The organism is Streptomyces griseorubiginosus (assembly GCF_036345115.1).
In the GTDB taxonomy this organism is placed as follows: Bacteria; Actinomycetota; Actinomycetes; order Streptomycetales; family Streptomycetaceae; genus Streptomyces; species Streptomyces griseorubiginosus_C.
On sequence record NZ_CP107766.1, the window covers coordinates 9310976 to 9325753 of the forward strand.

Annotated in this window: 12 protein-coding genes; 4 read left to right on the top strand and 8 right to left on the bottom strand. The window is 72.3% G+C overall.

Going from position 1 to position 14778, the window contains the following annotated elements:
- The first annotated feature begins 65 nt into the window (after nt 1-65).
- Nucleotides 66-581 (top strand): hypothetical protein, encoded by a 516-nt coding sequence (locus tag OHN19_RS41930; RefSeq protein WP_330269246.1) that lies wholly within the window; start codon nt 66-68, stop codon nt 579-581.
- Between the two features lie 41 nt (nt 582-622).
- Here the strand turns inward: OHN19_RS41930 and OHN19_RS41935 are convergent, their stop codons facing one another.
- The 3 genes from OHN19_RS41935 to OHN19_RS41945 form a co-directional block, all read right to left on the bottom strand.
- Nucleotides 623-2593: a protein kinase domain-containing protein gene (locus OHN19_RS41935; RefSeq protein WP_330269247.1), complete on the bottom strand. Its 1971-nt coding sequence runs from the start codon at nt 2591-2593 to the stop codon at nt 623-625.
- Between the two features lie 168 nt (nt 2594-2761).
- The gene (locus OHN19_RS41940) at nt 2762-5203 is read right to left on the bottom strand and encodes a SpoIIE family protein phosphatase (protein WP_330269248.1); all 2442 of its coding nucleotides are present in this window, start codon (nt 5201-5203) and stop codon (nt 2762-2764) included.
- Nucleotides 5204-5254: 51 nt separating this feature from the next.
- Nucleotides 5255-6100, bottom strand: a complete 846-nt coding sequence (locus OHN19_RS41945) for an RNA polymerase sigma factor SigF (protein WP_330269249.1) — start codon at nt 6098-6100, stop codon at nt 5255-5257.
- Nucleotides 6101-6311: 211 nt separating this feature from the next.
- On the opposite strand from OHN19_RS41945, the gene OHN19_RS41950 reads away from it, so the two are divergent.
- Both OHN19_RS41950 and OHN19_RS41955 read left to right on the top strand, forming a co-directional pair.
- On the top strand, nt 6312-7361 hold the full coding sequence (locus OHN19_RS41950) for a hypothetical protein (protein WP_330269250.1): 1050 nt from the start codon (nt 6312-6314) through the stop codon (nt 7359-7361).
- A 2-nt stretch (nt 7362-7363) separates the two neighbouring features.
- Nucleotides 7364-8470, top strand: coding sequence for a hypothetical protein (locus OHN19_RS41955; RefSeq protein WP_330269251.1), 1107 nt, complete (start codon nt 7364-7366; stop codon nt 8468-8470).
- A gap of 65 nt (nt 8471-8535) precedes the next feature.
- Here OHN19_RS41955 and OHN19_RS41960 read toward each other — a convergent pair whose 3' ends face one another.
- Complete coding sequence (locus tag OHN19_RS41960; RefSeq protein WP_330269252.1) at nt 8536-10827, bottom strand: FdhF/YdeP family oxidoreductase; 2292 nt, start codon at nt 10825-10827, stop codon at nt 8536-8538.
- A 36-nt stretch (nt 10828-10863) separates the two neighbouring features.
- Nucleotides 10864-11481, bottom strand: coding sequence for an SRPBCC family protein (locus tag OHN19_RS41965; RefSeq protein ID WP_330269253.1), 618 nt, complete (start codon nt 11479-11481; stop codon nt 10864-10866).
- Between the two features lie 227 nt (nt 11482-11708).
- Between OHN19_RS41965 and OHN19_RS41970 the strand changes: the two genes are divergently transcribed.
- Nucleotides 11709-11990, top strand: coding sequence for a GlsB/YeaQ/YmgE family stress response membrane protein (locus OHN19_RS41970; RefSeq protein ID WP_330269254.1), 282 nt, complete (start codon nt 11709-11711; stop codon nt 11988-11990).
- Nucleotides 11991-12070: 80 nt separating this feature from the next.
- On the opposite strand, the gene OHN19_RS41975 is transcribed toward OHN19_RS41970, so the two are convergent.
- The 3 genes from OHN19_RS41975 to OHN19_RS41985 form a co-directional block, all read right to left on the bottom strand.
- Nucleotides 12071-12928 (bottom strand): alpha/beta fold hydrolase, encoded by an 858-nt coding sequence (locus tag OHN19_RS41975; RefSeq protein WP_330269255.1) that lies wholly within the window; start codon nt 12926-12928, stop codon nt 12071-12073.
- 73 nt (nt 12929-13001) lie between these two features.
- A complete protein-coding gene (locus OHN19_RS41980; protein ID WP_330269256.1) occupies nt 13002-13913 on the bottom strand; it encodes an SDR family oxidoreductase in 912 nt (303 codons plus the stop codon).
- A 36-nt stretch (nt 13914-13949) separates the two neighbouring features.
- Nucleotides 13950-14726 (bottom strand): SDR family oxidoreductase, encoded by a 777-nt coding sequence (locus OHN19_RS41985; protein WP_330269257.1) that lies wholly within the window; start codon nt 14724-14726, stop codon nt 13950-13952.
- Nucleotides 14727-14778: the final 52 nt, after the last annotated feature.

Below are 14778 nucleotides of genomic sequence, written 5' to 3' on the forward strand. Positions count from 1 at the left end.
ATTCCCTTCCGCACCACCTGCACAGCCACCGGACAGGAACCCGGCCCACCGCAGGAAGGCCCCGCATGAACGTCACCAAGGCCCCGAAGCTCCGCTCGGTCATGACCGCCCTCGCACTCGTCATCGCTCCCGGCGCCGCCGTCGTCGGGACCGCCGGCGAGGCGTTCGCCGACACCAAGATCAGTCACGCGACCGCGACATCGATGTTCGCGCAGGCCGGCATCACCTGGTCGTCGTCCGGCAACTGCTCCGACCGCAACAACCCCAGCTGTACGTCCTTCGAGCAACTGAATCTGGCCACCGCCCAGGGCGCGCAGACCCTGAAGTCCGCGAGCGGCTGCGCCCTGAACATCACCGGCGGCACCGAGACCGGCCACGCCTCCGGGACGTACTCCCACTGGAACGGCTACAAGCTCGACTACGCCAAGTCCACCTGCATCGGTACCTACATCAACAACAACTTCACCTACATCGGCCTGCGCGCCGACGGGGCCCCGCAATGGCGCTCCGGCTCCGGCAACGTCTACGCCGACGAAGGCAACCACTGGGACGTCATCTACTACACCTGCGGAGGTTGCTGAGCCCCCGTCGGCCCGGCTCCCGCCCCACCGGGGCTGCGTCACTACGCGCTGCGCAGCGCACTCCAGGTCTCGTGGCCCACGACGCCGTCCGCGTCCAGACCGCGGTCGCTCTGGAAGGCCTCGACCGCCGCCTCGGTGCCGGACCCGAACTCACCGTCCACACCGGTGCTTCCCACGCCGTAGCCGCGCTCGGTCAGGATGCACTGCACCTGCTGCACGCGTTTGCCGCTGTCGCCGAGGCGGGTGGGGCCGTTGCCGTTGTAGTAGGTGCACTCGGAGAGCCAGGGCGCGGTGCCGGGGTCCGCGGTGGGGCTGTCGTCGGACGGCGTGGGGGAGGGGGAGACGTCGGGCGCGCTACCGGGGGCGGAGGCGTCAGCATCCCCGCCGCCCGTGGGACTCGAGGCCGCGGGCTGCTCCCGGTCGACCCCGGCGCCGGCCACGGCCCCGCCCTTGCTCGCTTCTTCGTTCACGGCGCCGTCGAGGTCCGGCCGGGACTGCCCGCCGGACATCCGGGAGCCGGGCGCGGTGGAGGCACCCCGGGGTGCGGCGCCGATGGCCCGGGCGCCTCCGGCCTGCGGGGCGGAGCCGCCGCCGGAGCCGTCCGGACGCGTGAGCAGAACGGCCGACGCGGCCACCACACAGATCACGAGACCCGCGGCCACGACCGGCCAGGGCTTCTCCCGGACCCGTGCGAGGACTCCGACGGGACCCGTGGAGCGTCCGGGCGGGGCCGAGGCAGGCGCCGGGGGCCGTTCCGGCGAAGCCGCCACCGGCACGGCGGGGCGTGCCGACTGGGCCGAGACAGGCGCCGGAGGCGATTCCGGGGACACCGAGGAGTGTTCCGGGGACGCCGAGGAGTGTTCCGGGGACGCCGACCCCGGCGTCGAGGAGCGTTCCGGCGGAGCCGAGTCCGGCACCGGAGGCTTTTCCCACGAAGCCACGGCCTGCCCCGGCGGCTCCGGTACGGGGCGGAGGGGCAGGACGGCTGGGGCGGGTCGAGGGGCGTGCCGGAGCGACCGCGGCGGCAGGCCCTCCGGACCCCGCGTCCGGACCATGCTCGCGACCGGCAGCCGGTGCAGTGTCTCGTACGCCTGCTGCCGGGCCGACAGCTCCTCGCCCAGCAGCTCCGGCCAGACGGCCGGCACGGCACGTGCCTCGGCGTGTTCGATCAGCTCCCGCGGGGTGGGCCGCCGTGCGGGATCCTTGGCCAGGCACGCGGTCAGCAGCGCACCGAGTTCCGCGTCCGCCGCCGAGATCTCGCCGATCACCTCGGAGTTCGGTTCCTCGAACGCGACCCGGTGCATGACGTCGACGCCGGTGCCGTCGCCGAAGGGAGCGCGCCCGGCCGCGGCGTACACCAGTGTCCCGCCGAGCGAGAACAGGTCGGACGCCCCGTCGGACAGGCCTTCCCGTAAGTGCTCGGGGGACATGTAGGCCGGCGTTCCCACCCGGTTGCCCGTGCCGGTGATGGCGCTCGCGTCCGCGGCCTTGGAGATGCCGAAGTCGATCACGTGTGCGCCCCGGACGGTCAGCAGCACGTTGGACGGCTTCAGATCCCGGTGCACGATCTCCTCGGCACCGAGGTCCACCAGGGCCTGTCCCAGCTCGGCCACCAGCCGCCACACCGCGGCCGCCTCCAGGGCGCCGCCCTCCCGCACGGCCTCCGCGAGATCGAAGCCGGGGAGGTACTCGGTGGCCATCCACAGCAGTTCGTCCTCGAAGCCCGTGCCGCACAAGCGCGGGGCGTGCGGTGTGCGCAGCCGGGCGTGCACCGACGCCTCCCGCTCGAACCGCCGCCGGAACCGGGGGTCCTCCGCGTACTCCGGTCTGATCACCTTCACCGCGACCAGACCGGGACCGTCGTCGGCGGGGCGTGCGAGGTAGACCCGCCCCATGCCCCCGCTGCCGAGCACCGCCACGGGTACGTAAGGGCCGACCCGCGCAGGGTCGGCCGCCCGCAGTGGTGAGGCGCCGGTGCGCCGCAGCGCGGCAGCCGAGTCGTCCGTCGGCACGGGCCGCTGTCCCGACAAGGAATCCCCCGAAGTCACATTCGATGCACGCCAGTTCGGCCCCCGTGAGGGACGAGATTAACCCAGCCGATGCGTACGGTCAGCAGTTCGGTCACTTCCGTCACCGAGGTCACGGCCACGGCCCCTCCGGCGGCAGGGCGGCGAGGTGCGTCAGTCGGCCGACGGCGCTCGCGGCAGGCTGATGTGGAGCGCGCACACGTCGTCGGGATGGTCGGCGTGGGCCAGAGACGTGTGCAGGGTGCTCAGGCTGTCCGGACGGGACGTGTCCAGGATCGCCGCGGCCATGGTGGCAAGGGAGTTCAGGCCCGTGCTCAGGTCCTGCCCGGGGCGCTCGATCAGACCGTCCGTGAACAGCAGCAGCTGGTCCTCCTCCTGGAGGCGCAAGGTGGCTTCCGCGAACACCGGGGTGGTGGTGGCGCCCAGGAGGATGCCCGCGGGCCGCTCGACGGTGTGCGCCTCGCCGTCCCGCACCAGCAGGGGCGGCAGATGGCCGGCCTGCGCCCAGGTGAGGGTCCGGTCGGCGGGACGGTAGCGCGCCACGATCATCGTCGCGGTGGTGTGCCGGTCGGCGGGGGAGCGCAGGTGCATCAGGAGGGCGTTGAGCCGGGTGAGCGCGTCCGTCAGACTCGACCCGGTGATGATCATGCCCTTGGCCGTGAAGCGGAGCTGGGCCATCGTCGCCACGGCGTTGATGCCGTGCCCCATGACGTCCCCGATGACGAACAGCGCGTCCCCGTTGGGGAGTTCGATGGCGCTGTACCAGTCACCGCCGACGCTGATGCCCCGCTCGGCCGGATGGTAGAAGGCGTTGGTCCACAGCCCGGCGAGCATGACCGGACCCGTGGGCAGCGGCAGCAGCGCCTGCTGAAGCCGGGCCGCCATCCTGCGTTCGGCCTGGAGCATGCCGCGTTGGGCGGAGACGGCGCGTTCGCTGCTGAGCAGGGCCAGTTCCGCGTCCCGTTGACCGGAGAGGTCCTGGAAGAAGCCGTGGACCTCCAGCGGGGTGCCGTCGGCGTCGGTGATGGCCTCGGCGACGATCCGCAGATGACGCACTCCCGCCCGGGTCGTGATGCGGAAGGGCTGGTCGATGGCGGTGCCGTCGCTCAGCAGCCGCTGCGCCGCCTCCGTCAGTCCGGGCAGGTCCTCGGGCAGGACGCACTCGGGCAGCTCCTCCAGCCGCAGCGGTCCGAGGCTCTGGTCCCGGTCGAAGATCGTGAACACGTGCGGGGACCAGGTGATGGTGTCGCTGATCAGGTTCCAGTCGGCCCAGCCCAGATTGCCCAGCCGTTGCAGGGTGGCCAGCCGCTGCTCCTGCCGGGCCGTGATGTCGTGCCGGACCCAGGAGACGACGAGGTGCTCGCCGAGCCGCGCCACCCGCAGCGAGAAACTGGAGTGCCGCGGGATGCCGGCCACCACCTCCTCGTAGGTGAACGGCTCGCCCGCGAACGGCCGGCCCGTGGCGAGGACGTCCAGGTAGCCCTTCCACATCTCCGTACCGGCGAAGGTCGGATAGCACTCCAGCACCCGCAGGCCGACGAGTTGACGTCCCGTACGGCCGGCCACGTCCACCGAGTCGGGTGCCGCGGCCTCGATGCGGAAGTCCTCCACGACACCCTCGGCCGAGGACAGCGGGGAGAGCAGGATCACCGACCCCGGCAGTGCGTCGAAGATCTGCTGCACACTGTCGACGGACGGCTTCCTGCGGGACACCCCCGAGTCGAGGGTCGTGAGGCGGCCCGCGCACAACTGCACGGCGGCCACGAGCAGTTCCCGTTCGGCGGCCGTGAAGGGCCGGTCGGTGCCGCGCAGCACGGTGACGACCTCGTCGGACCCGCCGCCCATGTCCACCGGCAGCCAGGCCCGCGAGGGCCACCGGCTCAGGGTGTCGTCGGGCACCCGGTACGCGTCGCACGGCTCGGGCCCCTCCGACCAGACGGGTTCCCCGGCGCGCAGCGGATCCCGTACGGCGGACCCGCGCCCGGCGACGGTCAGCCGCTGCCAGCGGACGGCGTCCACACCGTCGATGCCCGCGTGCCCGGCCAGCCGGACACTGTCACCGGCGCCGAGGTAGATCAGCACGGCATCGGCCTCGGCACCCTCGGAGAGGTGTTCCAGCAGGCAGCGGGCCAGCTCGTGGCGGTCCCGCACACTCGCGAGGCCCAGGCCGAGCCTGCCCAGCAGGGGTGCGGGGTCGCCGGCCGGGCCGGGGGAGGGCGCGGAGCGCGTGGACGGCTCGGCGGGGACCAGGTACTGCGCGGAGTCGAACACCGAGCCGCCGCTGTCGGTGTCCGGTCGCCGTCGGCGCCGTCCGCGCCGCCGACGGGCCGGACGGATGGCCCCCAGGGTCAGCCAGCACTCCTCCACGAGCGTGCGGCCGGCTGCCGCGGACCGGTCGAGGAGCAGTTCGTAGGCCTCCTGGGCGGAACAGCCCTCCTGCACCATGACGGCGCCCTTGGCCCTCTCGAGCACCGGCAGCAGGGCCGCGACGCGCTGGAGGTCCACGATCTCGGCACGCTGCCGCGCGACCACCTTGGCCAAGGCCGAGGAGTCGGAGGCCGCTCCCCGCGGAGGCGGCTGTTCCTGTGACGTCACGCGTCGAGCATGGCACAGCGGACGGCCGTGGTCAGCCGGGGCGCAGGCCCGTCAGCAGGCGCCGAGCATCCCCTGGCGCAGCCGGCCCAGCGTGCGCGACAGCAGCCGCGAGACGTGCATCTGGGAGATGCCGAGGCGTTCGCCTATCTCCGCCTGAGTGAGCTCCTCCACGAACCGCATGTGGATGATCTGCCGTTCGCGTTCCTTCAGGCCGGCGATGAGCGGAGCCAGCGCGTGGAAGTCCTCCACCAGCTCCAGGGCGGTGTCGTCGGCGCCGATGAAGTCCTGGAGGACGGACTCGCCGTCCTGGCTGCCGCTGATGGTGGCGTCCAGGGAAGCGGAGTTGTAGCCGTTCGCGGCGATCCGGGCCTCGATGACCTCGTCCTCGGGCAGACTCATCAGCTCCGACAGTTCCTTCACCGTCGGGGTACGGCCGAGGCGGCTGCGGAGTTCCTCGGTGGCGCGGGCCAGCTGGACCCGGGCCTCCTGAAGCCGGCGCGGCACGTGCACGGCCCAGGTGGTGTCCCGGAAGAACCGCTTGATCTCGCCCACGATGTAGGGGATCGCGAAGGAGGTGAACTCCGCCTCGCGGGACAGCTCGAACCGGTCGATGGCCTTGATCAGACCGATCATGCCGACCTGGACGATGTCCTCCATCTCCTCCGGCCCGCGGCTGCGGAACCGGCCGGCCGCGAAGCGGACCAGGGACATGTTCATCTCGATCAGCGTGTTGCGGGCGTAGCTGAACTCGGGCGTGCCCTCCTCCAGGACGGCCAGCTGCTCGAAGAACAGCCGCGACAACTGCCGCGCGTCCTTCGGTGCCACCTGGGAGGGCTCGGCCAGCTGCGGCAGTTCGGTGGTCTCCGACTCGATCGCCGTCCTGGTCGTCACCGCCATGATCGTTCCCCTCCCGAAGTCGAGTCCTGCGCCGCCGGCCACCCCGGGGCCGACGAACCAGCGCCTACCCCGGCATCCACCGTCCACTCCTGCCATCCGAAATCGATGCGGGAAGTGCTCTCCGGAGGGTTTCACGAAGGGCCGGATGCCGTCTGTCCACCGGTGTGTGAAAGCCAATAGCGTGTGCGGCCTTCGTGTACTGGAGGGTCTCGTGAACCGTCTCCGCGCGGTCATCATCTGCCTGGTCGTCGCGTGGGTCACCGCCGTCCTGCCGGCCGCCGCCGTGACCCCGGCGTGGACGGTGCTCCCGGTGCCGGCGGCCACCGCGCCGGTGACCGTGTCCGACCTCGCCGCCCGCGGGCCGGCCGAGGCCTGGGCGACCGGCTGGGAACACACCGCCGACGGGCTGCGGCCCCTGCTGTACCGGTGGGACGGCACGGCGTGGAGCCGGGACACCGGCTTCCCCGGAGCCGGTGAGCTCGGCTGGCTCGGCAAGGTGCAGTTCGTCGGGGACGAGGTGTGGATCCTCCACGGCCACGAGGGCGCGGGGGAGATCCTGCGCCGGTCGGCGGCCGGGTGGAGCGCCGTCCCGTTGCCGCAGACCCTGTGGACCTACCAGGACTTCACCGCGGTCCCGGGCGCCGCGTGGGTGGTCGGCGAGGACGGGACCGGCCTGAAGGTGCTGCACTACGACGGCTCCGGCTGGACCGCCCAGGCCGTGCCGGACGGCGTGCTGTACCTCATGGGGATCACCGCGCGCACCTCCACCGACGTCTGGGCGTGGGCGGACACCAGCACCGGGGCCACCGTGCTGCGGTGGGACGGCACCGGCTGGCGGGACGCGCGGGTGCCGCTGCCGCCGGACAGCAACGTGCACACGGTCCTGCTCGAACCGTCCGGACACGTCACGATCGGCGGCAGCCAGTACACCGACGGAACCGCCGCCACCTACCTGCTGACCTGGAACGGGCACGCCTGGCGCACCACCCGCCCGCCCCTGGGCGACACCTGGACCGAGGGCATGGTGCGCGGCCCGGACGGGGCGCTCTGGCTGCCGGTGCGCAGCGACCACGCCTTCCAGTCGAAGTACGCGCGCGTGGACGGCCACCGCACGACCTTCTTCTACGGCCCCGAGCGCACCGGCGCGATCGAGGTCAGGCCCGTCGCGCTGGCGAGAGCCGGATCCGCGCTGCTGTCCTTCGGGACCGCCGAGATCTACGGCTCCAAACCCAACCCGATGAGTGAGCGGAGGAGAGGCTGACCATGGCACGAAGACTTCTCGTCGCGGCCCTCGCCGTCGCCATGGCCTGCATGGCGATCCTGACCCCGGCCGCGGCGGACACCGCGTCCTGGCAACACGTTCCGGTCCCGGCACAGGTACGCCCCCAGGCCGCGCTGAACGAAGCCGTGGCGCTCGGGCCGGACCTGGCCTGGGCGGTCGGCGCCGACGCCGTGGGCCGTCAGGCGCCCGGCTTCCCTCTGGTGCTGCGCTGGGACGGCACCGCCTGGCAGCGCCAGAGCCTGGCCGGGGTCGGCTGGCAGGGGGAGCTGCTGTCCACCGCCGCGACCTCGCCGACCGACGTCTGGGCGGTCGGCCGCGACTCGGCCGGCGGCGCCCGCCTGCTCCGCTTCGACGGCACCGGCTGGCAGGAGAGCCGGCCACCGCGCGACGTCGCGCTGACCAAGGTCGTCACCGGCGGCGGTGAGACCTGGCTGATCGGTTCACGGGGTGGCGCACAGGTGCTGCTGCGCCGGGACGGTCAGGGCTGGCAGGAGCTGCCGGTGCCGCCCGGTGCGGTGTACGGCCTGCACGTCCTGGCGGCCGACGACGTGTGGGCGGCGGGCGCCACCGACTCGGGGGCGGCCGTGTCGCACTGGAACGGACAGGAGTGGCAGCAGACCGTCGTGGACGGCTTCCCGCGCTCGGCCGTGGGCAGTGTGCTCGCGGTCTCGCCGACCGAGGTGTGGGCCGGCGGCACCGGCGGCTTCATCGGCGGCCCGCCCGGCCGGCCGATCCCCCCACTCCTGGTCCGCTGGGACGGCCAGTCGTGGAGCCGGGTGACCGTGCCCACCGACTTCGGCTCGATCAGCTCGCTGGCCCCGGACACGTCCGGCGGCCTGGCCTGGGTCGCGGTGGCCCGCTCGCAGAAGTGGGGCCCGCCCGGCGGTACCCCGCTCGTCTCCGGGCCCGACTTCCTCGCCTGGGACGGCCGGTCGTTCACCGAGTACGGCGAACCGGCCGTGGCCGGCGAGGGCGACTCCTCGATGCTGCGGCTGGCACCGGTGCCGGGCACGGCGACGGTGTGGTCGGTGGGCCGCGCCGACGGCCCCGAGGGCACCTTCGCACCGCGCGTCCTGCGGTTCGGGTGAACACCCCGGTCCGGGCCGTCGTACGGGAACGACCCGGTCGGCCAGACGGGCGTGGGGCCTCGGGGTCAGGCGGGAGCGGGTTCGAGGCGCACCACGATGCCCTTGGACGCGGGCTGGTTGCTGATGTCGGCGACGCTGTCCAGCGGCACCAGGACGTTGGTCTCGGGGTAGTAGGCGGCGGCGGAACCCGGTGCGGTCGGGTACGGGACGATCTCGAAGCCCGCGGCCCGCCGCTCGGTGCCGTCCGCGCAGACGCTCACGAGATCGACGCGGTCGCCCCGGGCCAGACCGAGCCGGGAGAGGTCGGCAGGGTTGACCATGACGACGTGCCGGCTGCCGTGGATGCCCCGGTAGCGGTCGTTCAGCGTGTACGGGACCGTGTTCCACTGGTCGTGCGAGCGCAGGGTCTGCAACAGCAGATGGCCCTCGGGGGCCCGCGGCACCACCCGCTCGTTACAGGTGAACAGGGCTTTGTCGGCCGAGGTGTTGAACACGCCCTCGTTGACCGGGTTGGGCAGCTGGAAGCCGCCGGGGCGGGTCACCCGCGCGTTGAAGTCGTGGAACCCCGGCACGATGCGCGAGATGCGGTCGCGGATCGTGCCGTAGTCCGCCTCGAAGCGGTCCCAGGGGATGTCCGTCTTGCCGTCGAGGGTGCGGCGGGCGAGCCGGCACAGGATGGCGACCTCGCTGAGCAGCAGCCGCGACGCCGGTTCGAGGCGCCCCTGGGAGGTGTGCACCTCGCTCATGGAGTTCTCCACCGTGACGAACTGCTCGCCGTCGGCCTGGACATCACGTTCGGTGCGGCCGAGGGTCGGCAGGATCAGCGCGGTGTCCCCGCACACGGTGTGCGAGCGGTTGAGCTTGGTGGAGATGTGGGCGGTCAGCCGGCAGGAACGCATCGCCTCCTCGGTGACCGCGCTGTCGGGCGCGGCGCGCACGAAGTTCCCGGCCAGGGCGAGGAACACCTTCACGCGGCCCTCGCGCATCGCCCTGATGGAGTTCACGGAGTCGAGCCCGTGCGGCCGCGGGGGGTCGAAGCCGAACTCCTTCTGGAGCGCGTCGAGGAACGAGTCCGGCATCTGCTCCCAGATGCCCATGGTGCGGTCGCCCTGGACGTTGCTGTGCCCGCGCACCGGGCAGGCGCCGGTGCCGGCCCGCCCCAGATTTCCGCGCAGCAGCAGGAAGTTGACGATCTCCCGGATGGTGGGCACGCCGTGCTTGTGCTGGGTGATGCCCATCGCCCAGCAGACGACGACGCGTTCGCTGCGCAGGACCTCGTCGTAGACCTTCTCGATCTCCTCGCGGGTCAGTCCGGTCGCTGTCCGCACCTCGTCCCAGTCGACGGTGCGGGCGTGCTGGGCGAACTCCTCGAAGCCGGCGGTGTGGGCGTCGATGAAGGCGTGGTCCAGGACGGTGCCGGGCCGGGCGTCCTCGGCCTCCAGGAGCAGCAGGTTCAGGGCCTGGAACAGGGCGAGGTCGCCACCGGGCCTGATGTGCAGGAAACGGTCGGCGATCTGGGTGCCGCGGCCGACGACCCCGCTCGGTTTCTGCGGGTTCTTGAAGCGCCGCAGGCCTGCCTCGGGCAGCGGGTTGACCGCCACGATGCGGGCGCCGTTGCGCTTGGCCTCCTCCAGGGCGGAGAGCTGGCGGGGATGGTTGCTTCCGGGGTTCTGCCCCACCAGGAAGATCAGGTCGGCGTGGTGGAGGTCGTCGAGGCTGACGGTGCCCTTGCCGGTGCCCAGCGTCTCGTTGAGGGCGAAGCCGCTGGACTCGTGGCACATGTTGCTGCAGTCCGGCAGGTTGTTGGTGCCGAAGGCGCGGGCGAAGAGCTGCAGGACGAAGGCGGCTTCGTTGCTGGCGCGGCCCGAGGTGTAGAAAACGGCTTCGTCGGGGGAGTGCAGCGAGGTGAGCTCCTCGGCGAGCACGCCCAGGGCGTCCTGCCAGCCGATGGGCTCGTAGTGGTCGGAGCCCGGCCGCTTGATCATCGGTTCGGTGAGCCGGCCCTGCTGGTTGAGCCACATGTCGGAGCGCCCGGCGAGGTCCGGGACGCTGTGCTCACGGAAGAAGTCGGCGGTGATCCGACGGGTCGTGGCCTCGTCGTTGATGTGCTTGGCGCCGTTCTCGCAGTATTCGTTGCGGTGCCGGTGCCCCGGCTTCGGATCCGCCCAGGCGCAGCCGGGACAGTCGATCCCGCCCACCTGGTTCATCGTCAGCAGGTCCACCCCGGCCCTGCGCGGGGAGGTCTGCTCCAGGGAGTACTCGAGGGCGTGCACGACCGCGGGGACGCCCGCCGCCCACTTCTTCGGCGGTGTCACGGAGAGGGTGTTCTCCGGCTCCTCACCGGGCGGGTTCTGCATCGGTTCGCCTTTCTCTCGCCGGGTCCGGTACGCGGGTCAGCCGACGGGCCACTGGGCCACCCGGCTCCTCGGCGGTTCCGGGTGCTCGTGCTGGACACGGCCGTTGCGGATGGTGCCGCGCCACGCGCCGCCCTCCTGTCCCAGGCCCTCGATGAACTCCTTGAAGGTCTGGAGCTCGCGGCGCAGCAGCCGGGCGGCCACCTGGGCGCCCTTGGCCGAGCCGACGAGGAGTTTCGCGGCTCCGCGCGGCTCCAGGAGCATCCGGACGGTGAGTGCCGTACCGCCCGAGCGCGTCGGCCTGAACTCCACCTCGCCCTGGTGGGAGGGGTTCTGGTCCAGGCCGCGCCAGGCCAGGTAGGCGTCGGGGTCCTGCTCCACGATCTCCACCGGGAAGCGGTGGCGCAGTCGGCCGTAGCCGATGGTCCAGGCGGTGACGGTGGGCCTGAGCTGTTCCACGCCGTGCACCAGGGGCGAGAACCGGGGGAAGGTCCTGAACTGCGTCCACTGGTTGTACGCCGTGCGCACCGGAACAGCGATCTCGACGGTCTCCTCGACATGCTGCTCGCGCAGGGGGCGGCGACGCGTGACGCCGTCGTCGTCGCGCGCCCCCGGCGTGTCGGGGACGGCCCGCCGCGAGTCGTGTGCGCGTGCCATCGTGGCCTCTCCTCCGGTCGGCGAGCCGGGCCGTACGCACCCGGGCTCCTCTCCCGGTTCCCAGATCGCGGCCTTCGAGTCGCCCTGACACGCACGCGTCCCGCTCGGGCCGGCCTTCGCACGATCGCGGAGGACCGGTTTTCACAGGAAACGTTTGTATGCGCGCGGACGGTAAACACGATGTGCTGACTCAGTCCTTATGTGCTGAAGGAAGAGGGACACACACCATGGGAATCCTCGCGTGGATCATCATCGGCCTGCTCGCCGGAGCCATCGCCAAGGCCATCATGCCGGGCAAGGACCCCGGCGGTGTCATCATCACCATGCTCATCGGGATCGTGGGCGGCCTGCTCGGAGGGTGGCTCGGGAAGGTGATCTTCGGCGTCGACTCGGTCGACGGGTTCTTCGAACTCTCTACCTGGATCGCCGCGATAGTCGGTTCCCTCATCCTGCTCGCCCTCTACCGGGTCTTCACCGGCAACCGAGGACGTTCGCACCGGCACGCGTGACGCTCTGCCAGTGCCTATAGGTCGACAAATCGACCACAATCCCGTGTGCCAGGACCCGAACGGGTCCTGGCACACGGGATTTATGTCGGGCCGCCGGCCGTGTGCCGCACCACGGCCGAGGCGAAGTCGTCCCACACCGCTCGCGGCACGTCGTGCCCCGCTCCCTTCAGGATCAGCAGCTCCGCTCCGGGGATCGCGTCCCGCAGTGCCTCGCCGTGCGCCGCAGGTAGCAGCGGGTCGTGGTCGCCGTGCACCACGAGGGTGGGCGCGGTGAGGTCGCCGAAGCCGCCGCGCGAGGGCTCGTCGAACCCGATGGCGTAGTGGTTCACCAGCGTCGACGCGTAGTTCCGGGCACGCGCCACGTCCCGTTCGGCCAGCGCCCGGATCGCGGCCTCGTCGAAGTACGGCGAGCCGCCGGAGCAGGCCCTCGCCGCGGCGACCACGTACTCGACGACCGCGGCCGGGTCGGAGGGGTCCGGCTCGGCGGGCATGGCCAGGTCGTCGGACGGCGGCGGCAGGTCGTCGGCCCCGGTCGACGTCGAGACGAACGTCAGCGACGCGACCCGGTCGGGCCGGTCCACGCCGAGGAGGATCCCGCCGAACATCGACTGACAGACCAGGTGAGCGCGCTCGACGCCCAGGGCGTCCAGGATGCCCAGCACGTCCTCGGCCAGGTCGCGGTACGCGTACGTCGGCCTCCCCGGCGGCCAGCAGGTCGAACGGCCGGTGTCCCGATGGTCGTACCGCACCACGAACCGCCCACCGGCGGCGATCCGCCCGCACAGTTCGGCGTCCCACCACAACATCGACGCACTCGCCCCGGCGACCAGCACGATCGCCGGGGCGGCGGGGTCTCCGAAGGTCTCGACACACAGCTCGACACCGTCGATGTCCAGGAGCCGCTCGCCGTGAGGGTCGTGAGAGTGATGTGAGGTCATGTCCGGCACGTTAGAGCCGCGAGCTCCGTCTTGCCGCTATCGTCACCGGGCCGGAGCGGGTCGGCGGCCCGCCCTACCGCACCCCGTACACCGGCCCCGGCACCTCCGCCTCCGCCAGCAGCTTGAGCGCCGTCTCGCCCGCCTCCGCCGCGGTCCAGCGGGCCCCCTTGTCGGCCGTCGGGCCGGGGTGCCAGCCCTCCATCACGGTGATGCGGCCGCCCTCGGTCTCGAAGATCCGTCCGGTCACGCCGGCGGAGGCGGGGGAGGTGAGCCAGACGACGAGGGGGGAGACGTTCTCCGGGGCCATGGCGTCGAAGGCGCCGTCGCCGGGTGCGGCCATGGTGTCGGCGAAGGTCGCCTCCGTCATCCGGGTGCGGGCGGCCGGGGCGATGGCGTTGACCTGGACGCCGTAGCGGGCCAGTTCGGCGGCCGCGACCAGGGTGAGCCCGACGATTCCGGCCTTGGCCGCGCTGTAGTTGCCCTGCCCGACCGACCCCAGCAGCCCGGCCCCGCTGCTGGTGTTGACCACCCGCGCGACCGGAGTCCGCCCCGCCTTCGCCTCGGCACGCCAGTGCGCGCCGGCGTGCTTCAACGGCAGGAAGTGGCCCTTGAGATGGACGCGCATGACAGCGTCCCAGTCGTCCTCGTCGAGATTGACCAGCATCCGGTCACGCAGGAAGCCGGCGTTGTTGACCAGGGCGTCCAGCCGTCCGTAGGTCTCCAGGGCCGTACGCACCAGCGACGCGGCGCCATCGGTGGTCGCGATGTCTCCGTCGTGCGCGACCGCCCGCCCGCCGAGCGCCCGGATCTCCTCGACGACCTGCTGCGCGGGCCCCGCCTCGCTTCCGGTGCCGTCGACGCCGACACCGAGGTCGTTGACGACGACAGCGGCGCCCTCCGCCGCGAGGGCGAGCGCGTGCGCGCGGCCCAGTCCGCGGCCCGCCCCGGTGACGACGGCGACGCGTCCGGTGCACAGTCCGTTCATGGGGATCATCCTCACGTCGTGTGTCGGTCGGGTGCCTCAGCGGTTGGCGGTGGCCGCGTCGAGGAACGCGGGGCGCTCACCGCCGCCGTGCACGAGGAGACTCGCGCCGGTGATGTAGGAGGCGCGGTCGGAGGCGAGGAACGCACAGGCGTCGCCCACCTCGGCGGGATCGGCCAGCCGGCCGAGCGGGACGGTCCGTCCGACGGCGGCGACGCCGTCCTCGTCGCCGTAGTGGAGATGGGTGAGCTCGGTGCGGACCATGCCCAGCACAAGGGTGTTGACCCGCACCAGCGGAGCCCACTCCACGGCCATGGTCCGCGCGAGCTGATCGAGTCCCGCCTTGGCGGCCCCGTACGCGGCCGAGCCGGGGGAGGGGCGGCTGCCGCTGACGCTGCCGATCATCACGATCGACCCGCCGCCGGGCTGCTCGCGCATCACCTCGTACCCGGCGAGAGACGCGGTCAGGGGCGCCAGCAGGTTCAACTCGACGACCCGGGCGTGCCGTTGGGCCCCGCCCTCGTCGAGCATCCGGTACGGCGTGCCGCCGGCGTTGTTGACGAGGACGTCGAGACGGCCGTACTCCTCGCGCACCCGCTGGAAGAAGGCGGTCACCGCGTCGGCGTCCCTGAGGTCCAGGGGCAGGAACCGGGCGGTGCGGCCGCCGGCCCGCACCGGTTCGTCCGGCGGGCGCCTGGCGCAGACGACGACCTCCGCGCCCGCCTCCAGGAGCGCCCGGGTGATGCCCGCGCCGACGCCGCGGGTGCCGCCGGTGACCACCGCGACCCGCCCGCCCAGCTCGATGACCGATGCCATGAGGCCCTCCCGGAGGGTGCGCTCCGCTGCTACCTTCGTGCCTAACAAACGT

Coding starts and splice junctions, on each gene's coding strand:
- OHN19_RS41975 (WP_330269255.1), bottom strand. CDS start 12,928: ATGACCTCACATCACTCTCACGACCCTCACGGCGAGCGGCTCCTGGAC.
- OHN19_RS41930 (WP_330269246.1), top strand. CDS start 66: ATGAACGTCACCAAGGCCCCGAAGCTCCGCTCGGTCATGACCGCCCTC.
- OHN19_RS41955 (WP_330269251.1), top strand. CDS start 7,364: ATGGCACGAAGACTTCTCGTCGCGGCCCTCGCCGTCGCCATGGCCTGC.
- OHN19_RS41945 (WP_330269249.1), bottom strand. CDS start 6,100: ATGGCGGTGACGACCAGGACGGCGATCGAGTCGGAGACCACCGAACTG.
- OHN19_RS41970 (WP_330269254.1), top strand. CDS start 11,709: ATGGGAATCCTCGCGTGGATCATCATCGGCCTGCTCGCCGGAGCCATC.
- OHN19_RS41980 (WP_330269256.1), bottom strand. CDS start 13,913: ATGAACGGACTGTGCACCGGACGCGTCGCCGTCGTCACCGGGGCGGGC.
- OHN19_RS41960 (WP_330269252.1), bottom strand. CDS start 10,827: ATGCAGAACCCGCCCGGTGAGGAGCCGGAGAACACCCTCTCCGTGACA.
- OHN19_RS41965 (WP_330269253.1), bottom strand. CDS start 11,481: ATGGCACGCGCACACGACTCGCGGCGGGCCGTCCCCGACACGCCGGGG.
- OHN19_RS41985 (WP_330269257.1), bottom strand. CDS start 14,726: ATGGCATCGGTCATCGAGCTGGGCGGGCGGGTCGCGGTGGTCACCGGC.